The sequence below is a fragment of the Allocoleopsis sp. genome, from assembly GCF_036703385.1.
GTDB lineage: Bacteria > Cyanobacteriota > Cyanobacteriia > Cyanobacteriales > Coleofasciculaceae > Allocoleopsis.
This window is the reverse complement of record NZ_DATNPA010000721.1, coordinates 1-7015: the sequence shown is the minus strand read 5'-3', so window position 1 is coordinate 7015 and position 7015 is coordinate 1. Positions and strand designations below refer to the sequence as shown.

General features: G+C 45.4%; 8 protein-coding genes and 2 pseudogenes. 6 read left to right on the top strand and 4 right to left on the bottom strand.

The genetic code is table 11. The annotated features are described in order from the left end of the window. A pseudogene (locus V6C93_RS38890) lies at positions 1-141 on the bottom strand (transposase); the annotation flags it as partial. Then, entirely contained in the window at positions 140-352 is a 213-nt protein-coding gene (locus tag V6C93_RS38885) for a helix-turn-helix domain-containing protein (protein ID WP_414644340.1), read from the bottom strand. The pseudogene V6C93_RS38890 and the gene V6C93_RS38885, both read right to left, overlap by 2 nt. A gap of 50 nt (positions 353-402) precedes the next feature. Here V6C93_RS38885 and V6C93_RS33985 point away from each other — a divergent pair, with 50 nt between their 5' ends. From V6C93_RS33985 to V6C93_RS33975, 3 genes are all read left to right on the top strand, one after another. Beyond that, positions 403-579: a hypothetical protein gene (locus tag V6C93_RS33985; protein ID WP_333481111.1), complete on the top strand. Its 177-nt coding sequence runs from the start codon at positions 403-405 to the stop codon at positions 577-579. A gap of 153 nt (positions 580-732) precedes the next feature. Next, positions 733-933, top strand: coding sequence for a hypothetical protein (locus V6C93_RS33980; protein ID WP_015184230.1), 201 nt, complete (start codon positions 733-735; stop codon positions 931-933). A gap of 514 nt (positions 934-1447) precedes the next feature. Then, complete coding sequence (locus V6C93_RS33975) at positions 1448-2518, top strand: glycosyltransferase family 4 protein (protein ID WP_333481109.1); 1071 nt, start codon at positions 1448-1450, stop codon at positions 2516-2518. A gap of 52 nt (positions 2519-2570) precedes the next feature. On the opposite strand, the gene V6C93_RS33970 is transcribed toward V6C93_RS33975, so the two are convergent. Next, positions 2571-2723 (bottom strand): hypothetical protein, encoded by a 153-nt coding sequence (locus V6C93_RS33970; RefSeq protein WP_333481107.1) that lies wholly within the window; start codon positions 2721-2723, stop codon positions 2571-2573. Between the two features lie 132 nt (positions 2724-2855). Here V6C93_RS33970 and V6C93_RS33965 point away from each other — a divergent pair, with 132 nt between their 5' ends. From V6C93_RS33965 to V6C93_RS33955, 3 genes are all read left to right on the top strand, one after another. Beyond that, positions 2856-4064, top strand: coding sequence for a serine/threonine-protein kinase (locus V6C93_RS33965; protein WP_333481106.1), 1209 nt, complete (start codon positions 2856-2858; stop codon positions 4062-4064). A 68-nt stretch (positions 4065-4132) separates the two neighbouring features. Beyond that, on the top strand, positions 4133-5311 hold the full coding sequence (locus V6C93_RS33960) for a serine/threonine-protein kinase (protein WP_333481105.1): 1179 nt from the start codon (positions 4133-4135) through the stop codon (positions 5309-5311). 88 nt (positions 5312-5399) lie between these two features. After that, on the top strand, positions 5400-6758 hold the full coding sequence (locus tag V6C93_RS33955) for a serine/threonine-protein kinase (RefSeq protein WP_333481104.1): 1359 nt from the start codon (positions 5400-5402) through the stop codon (positions 6756-6758). Between the two features lie 98 nt (positions 6759-6856). On the opposite strand, the pseudogene V6C93_RS38990 reads toward V6C93_RS33955, so the two are convergent. Beyond that, positions 6857-6967, bottom strand: a pseudogene (locus V6C93_RS38990) (IS701 family transposase); the annotation flags it as partial. Positions 6968-7015 lie beyond the last annotated feature (48 nt).

The following is a 7015-nucleotide window of genomic DNA, read 5'->3' as shown; positions in this document are numbered from 1 at the left end:
AACATCGGATATTGATGAAGATAGCTTACGGTTCCGTACCATACCCTTGACGTGGAGATTTTCCACAACGATGACTTGGCTTTTGTCTACCAGTTTTCTGCTGAGCTTGTGCAAGAAATCTTGGCGGGTGTTTGATACTCTAAGGAAATTCTTTCTTCAGTTGGGGCAACATCCCCTTATAAGCAGCCAGTTTCAGAGTCTTGCCAGTTTCCTGGTAGTGCTGAATACAAGCATTTAAGGCATAGTTCCAATACCAACGCGCACAACCGAATGACTTTGATAAAGCCACTTGCTGCTCTGGCGTTGGATATAGTCTTACCTTAATTGCTTTTAGCACTTTAACTACCTCCATGTATAATTAGCTTACCACCAGTAACGACAAAATAACGACATCAAAACGACATGAAGAAGAAATATTTTAACTTGCGTCTATCAGAACGACGGTTAAACAAACTACGTGTCTATGCAGTTGCGCACGATAAAACGATGACCCAAGTGATAGAAGAATTGATTGATGGCTTATCCAATCCTGAGTCACCTCCTGACCGCGATTCATCCCACGTCTCCCCTTCGCGGTAGGACGTGGGGCTTCTCGCGGAAGAAAGCTAAACGAGATGTGTAAAAAAGTATTAAGATTTAAATTTAGTATATTTTGTTACAGAATTTACTGCTATATTGAAAATACGAGAAAAATCATCCAAGCAAAACAAAAGCAATCGGAGAATCCTAACTATGTCTACTCAAGAACAAGCTCGTGCCCTAATGATGCGCCACCATCACCTGATCAAAAATCGCCAGCAATCTATGCTAGGTCGCGCTGCTGCTGAAGTAGGTATGGATATCGACGCTACAGAGTACTGGAATCACATTCAAGGTAAGGCACACCCTAGCTTCCGCAGTAGCTATGATCGTAGTGGTGCTTCACTCAGCTAAGTTGACTTAAAGATTGAGAGTTGACAGCGAGTTTCACAACAATTTTAGGTCTGTATAACTCTGTGAGGTAGAACCATCATTCCATTGAATAAGTCATGAATAAGAAGCAAGGCATTCTTTCATCTAGAAGAATGCCTTGAACTTTTTTTAGTCCCTTAAATAATTTGGACGAAAGGCGATCGCTTGTCATTACAACGATAAGCTATATAAATCACATCTATTAGAACCACTAATTAAGTCTGTAGTTTGATTTAAATTCAGTCTATTTATGTTTATTAGCCATCTAAATTTTTGAGTACTCATTGACACAAACAGCCTCTAGCTCAGCAATTCAGCCGAAATGTAGAATTTACCGAACACGATGTTTATCGGTTTCCCGTATTGTTAAAACTCTGGTGAGAGAATAATCTGTTTTTTGACTTCCCCCTCAATGGTGATGACCAAAGAGGCAGGAGTATTGTTCATTATTCTTTAGATAGAGATTCAGCCGACTTTTAACAACAGGAGTTTGATAATGCGGATTGCACAAGTTGCGCCATTGTGGGAGCGAGTTCCTCCTCCAGCCTATGGCGGTATTGAACTAGTAGTCGGATTGCTCTCGGATGAACTCGTCAGACGCGGACACGAAGTCACCTTATTTGCTTCTGGGGATTCGATTTCTCTAGCGAAACTTGAGTCGGTTCACCCCCAAGCCTTGCGTCTCGACCCCACCATTAAAGAATTCGGTATCTATGAGATGCTGCAAATGAGTCGGGTTTACGAGATGGCGTCTGAGTTTGATATCATCCACTCCCATATGGGCTGTGCAGCTTTGCCCTATGGAAATCTGGTAAAAACCCCCACCGTCCACACGCTTCACGGGATTTTTACCCCTGATAATGAGAAACTCTTCACTCACGCTCGGAAACAACCCTACATCAGCATTTCCGACGCTCAGCGGGAGCCAAGATTAAATCTGAACTACGTGGCAACTGTCCATAATGGGATTGACACGAGCCAATACGACTTTTACCCAGAACCCCAAGACTCCCCATACCTAGCTTTTGTAGGACGGATTTCTCCAGAGAAAGGGCCACACTTGGCGATCGAAATTGCTAAGCGTTCTGGCTGGCATTTGAAGATGGCAGGTAAGGTAGATGCCGTTGACGTGGAATTTTACGAGAAAGAAATCAAGCCTCTGATTGACGGCAAACAGATTGAGTATTTAGGAGAGGCAACCCACGAGCAAAAATGTGCCTTGATGGGAGGCGCAGCTGCGACGCTATTCCCAATTACCTGGCGCGAACCCTTTGGCTTGGTGATGATTGAATCGATGGCAACCGGAACGCCAGTGATTGCCATGAAGATGGGTTCGACACCAGAGGTGATTGCTCACGGTCAGACTGGCTTTTTGTGTGAAACAGTTGAAGAGTGTGTAGCGGCGATCGCACCTGCCACTCAGTTGAGTCGTAAGACTTGCCGGGAGCATGTCCTGAAGTACTTCAGTGTGGAGCACATGACCGAGGGTTATGAAGCGGTATATCAGCAAATCCTAGCAGAGCGTTTTATACAAAACGGTCACGCTTATAGTATGAGTCAAGTGTAGGTGGAGCCAAAGGGTACCATCTTTTTCAGGCTCGTTGTGGATACTAATAGATTTAGGTGATTGGTAATGCGATCAGCTTCGCTGGTGCCGTAGGCAATCGCTCGGCTTTAAACGATTTGCCTAAGCTGTAACATCCTCGTACTAACGAATCTTCCAACCCCCCTAATTTACACTTTAGGGGGGTTTTGCGTTTATTAAACTGCATGGTATTGCGGCAGCTCTCAACCCATAGAATGCCGAATTGGCTTGCAAACCTTGCCTAATAAATTTTTCCAGGTACAAAAATCTAGTTCTGGCTAGATTAGAGAGAATAGGCTTGTGAGGAATCAAAGGCGAGATGCTGCAAGCGGAACAAATCTTAAATGAGCGTTATCAACTCAAGCGTAAGCTAGGACAAAATGCAGGGCGTCAAACCTGGCTGGCTGAGGATCTTGGAGTTTCACCCACTGAATTGGTCGTTGTCAAACTTCTACTCTTTGGAGGTGAGGTGCAGTGGGATGATTTGAAACTATTTGAGCGGGAAGCTCAAGTCCTCAAACAGCTCAACCATCCCCGAATTCCTAAGTATCGCGACTATTTTCACATGGATGAGCGATCGCTCTGGTTTGGTCTAGTACAAGAATATATCCCTGGCATCTCTCTCAAGGAACAGCTGAATCAAGGTAAACGCTTTACCCAGAAGCAAATTAATAAGATTGCTGTCGATATTCTGAGAATTCTAGAGTTTCTTCATCAACTCAATCCTGCTGTACTGCATCGCGACATCAAGCCTAGCAATTTGATCTGGGGGGAGGACGATGAGATTTACCTGGTCGATTTCGGGGCCGTGCAGGATCGAGCAGCAAAAGAGGGAGCAACATTTACAGTAGTGGGAACCTACGGCTATGCACCGATGGAACAGTTTGGCGGTAGAGCCATACCCGCCTCTGACCTTTATGCCTTGGGGGCGACGTTAATTCATCTGCTAACGGGGACGGCACCGGGTGACTTGCCTCAACGAAACCTGCGCATTTGCTTTGAAGACCGAGTAACCCTGAATCCTAGGGTGATGAACTGGATTAAGAAACTGACTGAACCCGCTCCAGAGAAACGTTTCAAGAGTGCGACAGAGGCAATCTCTGCGTTGAAATCTGGTAGGGAACTTAACCCGCATCCGAATGGTAGAGACATTTCGGCGGAATTCGGCCTTCGGACAACGGCCTCTGCTATTGTTAATAATAATTCTGGACAGGGGAATCTTTTTGATAATTCTGTGCCTATCCCGGATGAAATTCAAGGCTGGAATTGGGGTGCTTTTTTCTTACCTCATATTTGGGCAATCACCAATCAAGTTTGGATTGGTCTGTTTGCCTTTGTCCCGATCATTGGTACGGTCATGGGATTTGTACTAGCCGCTAAAGGTAATGAGTGGGCTTGGAAAAGTAGAAGATGGCACAGTATTGAACAATTTAAAGACCATCAGAAATCGTGGACGAGAGCTGGCCTTTTCATTGGAATTCCTATGGTTTGGATTCCTGCAATCTTTACACTTCTTAGATTATTTTAGTTTAAATAACTGAATCAATTCCTGTCAGCTAGGATTAGAAAAGTTGGGATTCAAAGGAATCAAACCAGATGCTGCAAGCGGAACAGATACTAAACGATCGCTACCAACTCCAGCGTAAGCTAGGACAAAATGCAGGGCGTCAAACCTGGCTGGCTGAAGATATTGGAGTCTCACCTCCTGAACTGGTAATTGTCAAACTCCTAGCATTTGGGGGTGAGGTGCAGTGGGATGATTTGAAACTCTTCGAGCGAGAAGCTCAAGTCCTCAAACAGCTTAACCATCCCCGCATTCCCAAGTATCGGGATTATTTTCACATTGATGAGCGATCGCTTTGCTTTGGTTTGGTACAAGACTATATTCCTGGCATCTCCCTTAAGGAACAATTAAGCCAGGGTAAACGCTTTAGCGAAGATGAAGTCGTTTACATGATCGCTGTTGATGTTCTCAGCATTCTTGAGTTTCTGCATCAGCTCAATCCTACCGTGCTGCATCGTGATATCAAACCCAGCAATCTGATTTGGGGTGAGGACGATCGCATTTATTTAGTGGATTTCGGAGCCGTGCAAGATCGAGCAGCGAGAGAGGGGGCGACATTTACCGTAGTGGGAACCTACGGTTATGCCCCGATGGAACAGTTTTGCGGTAGGGCGGTACCCGCTTCTGACCTTTATGCCTTGGGCGTGACGTTGATTCATTTGCTCACAGGGACTGCGCCCGCGGATTTACCCCAGCGCAATTTACGCATTTGCTTTGAAGACCAAGTGACGCTGAGTCCCAGGGTAGTGAACTGGCTCAAAACGCTGACTGAACCTGCTCCTGAGCAACGCTTTCAGAGTGCTTCTCAGGCTCTCTCCGCTTTGGAATCAGCCCTCACGCCTAACCCCATCAAAGACAACCCAACCAAGGAACTAACTGTAGTCAATAATTCAGGACACGGTAATATCCTGGATTCTGCGGTTCCTGTACCGAATGAAATCAAAGGCTGGAATTGGGGCGCTTTTTTGATGCCTTGGTTTTGGCCTTTTACCAATCAGGTGTGGATTGGACTTTTCTCCTATGTCCCCAATTGCCAGTTAATCATTGCACTTGCGTTAGGTGCGAAAGGTAATGAGTGGGCTTGGAAAAGTCGAAGATGGCGGAGTATTGAACAGTTCAAAGCCCATCAGCGACGGTGGGCTGTTGCTGGAATGTGTTTTTGGGGAAGTGTGTCAGCGGTCGGTATACTTACCCTCCTCCAGGCTTTATGATGCAAAATTGCGTTAATTACTTACGGAATAAGCGCTAATAACGATGGACTAATAATTAAGGACTAATGACAAAGGACTCAAGAAGCCGATGCTGCAAGCGGAACAGGTCTTACAGGAGCGCTATCAACTTAAACAAAAACTAGGACAAAATGCAGGGCGTCAAACCTGGCTGGCTGATGACTTGCAGCACGCACCATCTGAATTGGCAATTGTCAAGCTTCTGGCCTTTGGTGGCGAGGTGCAGTGGGATGACCTGAAATTGTTTGAGCGGGAAGCACAGGTTCTTAAGCAACTGAATCATCCCCGGATTCCCAAATACCGAGATTACTTTTCCATCGATGAGCGATCGCTCTGGTTTGGCTTGGTTCATAATTATATCCCTGGTACCTCCCTCAAGGAGTTGCTCAATCAGGGGAAACGCTTTTCGGAACAGCAAGTTCGCCAAATCGCAATTGATGTTTTAGAGATTCTGATTTATCTGCATGAGTTGAATCCGCCCGTGCTTCATCGGGACATTAAGCCGAGTAACTTAATCTTGGGTGAAGATCAGCAGGTCTATTTAGTTGATTTTGGAGCCGTGCAAGACCGAGCAGCACAAGAGGGAGCAACATTTACAGTAGTGGGAACCTATGGCTATGCCCCAATGGAACAGTTTGGCGGTAGAACGGTACCCGCCTCTGACCTCTATGCACTAGGAGCCACATTAATTCATTTACTCATCGGCACTGCTCCGGCGGACTTGCCGCAAGATGATTTACGGATTCAGTTTAGCGACAAAGTCAGCCTCAGCCCCAGCTTTGTCAGCTGGATTGAAAAACTTACACAACCATCCCTAAAACGGCGCTTCAGCACGGCAAAGGAAGCACTAACAGCACTTAAATCGAGTTCAAGGGTCGATTCTGGACTGAAAAGTCAAACTCAATCAGGACTGCCTGCGGTTTCCCCACCAAGAAGGATTATTCCGCCACACGGGACTCTCGTTCAGGTGAATAAGTCTCCTGAACGACTACAAATAGTTATTCCTGAACGCACATCTAGGGGTAACGCAGGTATTTTGATGCTAGGCGGTTACCTGACGCTTTTCATCGCAAGCCTTCTCTGGCTGACTCTGAAGGTAGGAACGCCTATCATTAGCTTTCCGTTTTTGGTTGCCCTGACCTTGCTCTCGATTGAAGCTATACGCTTTTATTACCGGCGTACTCTAGTAGAGTTTAACCGCAACACCAACCGTTTTGAACTGGAGTGGCGCTGGTTTGGTCATACTGTCAGTCGGTATAAAGGGGCAATTGCACAGATTTCTTATATCTGCTGTTATCGCAGAAAAAAAGCCTCAGAAGTCATGCTCACCGGCATTGGAGGTAATTCCTATTCATTTGGTGAGGGATTGACTGATTATGAGTGTGCTTGGTTGGCTCAAGAAATCCAAACCTGGCTGAACCTTAGTTGAGCCGTATAGCTGTTTCTTTAATTGCTCTCCCCTTAATAAGGGTAGGGGGAATTCATTAAGTAGAGAAAAAAGTTGGAGTTGAAACTAGAGAGTAGGACTTACGCATTGACAGTTAGCTTCGAGTATGAATTCAGCCCCATTTTCTGCTTGAGGTGTTCCAAAATGAATTCGCGAGCAACCTGAAGAGAGAAATTTCTCTGTAGTTCATATAAAATTAACAAAATGGGGAAAAAAGAATTCAGAAATTCTTAATATAT

Bases quoted from the DNA above. Each gene is read 5' to 3' on its own strand.
- V6C93_RS38885 (WP_414644340.1), bottom strand. From the start codon at position 352: ATGGAGGTAGTTAAAGTGCTAAAAGCAATTAAGGTAAGACTATATCCA.
- V6C93_RS33985 (WP_333481111.1), top strand. From the start codon at position 403: ATGAAGAAGAAATATTTTAACTTGCGTCTATCAGAACGACGGTTAAAC.
- V6C93_RS33980 (WP_015184230.1), top strand. From the start codon at position 733: ATGTCTACTCAAGAACAAGCTCGTGCCCTAATGATGCGCCACCATCAC.
- V6C93_RS33975 (WP_333481109.1), top strand. From the start codon at position 1,448: ATGCGGATTGCACAAGTTGCGCCATTGTGGGAGCGAGTTCCTCCTCCA.
- V6C93_RS33970 (WP_333481107.1), bottom strand. From the start codon at position 2,723: ATGCAGTTTAATAAACGCAAAACCCCCCTAAAGTGTAAATTAGGGGGG.
- V6C93_RS33965 (WP_333481106.1), top strand. From the start codon at position 2,856: ATGCTGCAAGCGGAACAAATCTTAAATGAGCGTTATCAACTCAAGCGT.
- V6C93_RS33960 (WP_333481105.1), top strand. From the start codon at position 4,133: ATGCTGCAAGCGGAACAGATACTAAACGATCGCTACCAACTCCAGCGT.
- V6C93_RS33955 (WP_333481104.1), top strand. From the start codon at position 5,400: ATGCTGCAAGCGGAACAGGTCTTACAGGAGCGCTATCAACTTAAACAA.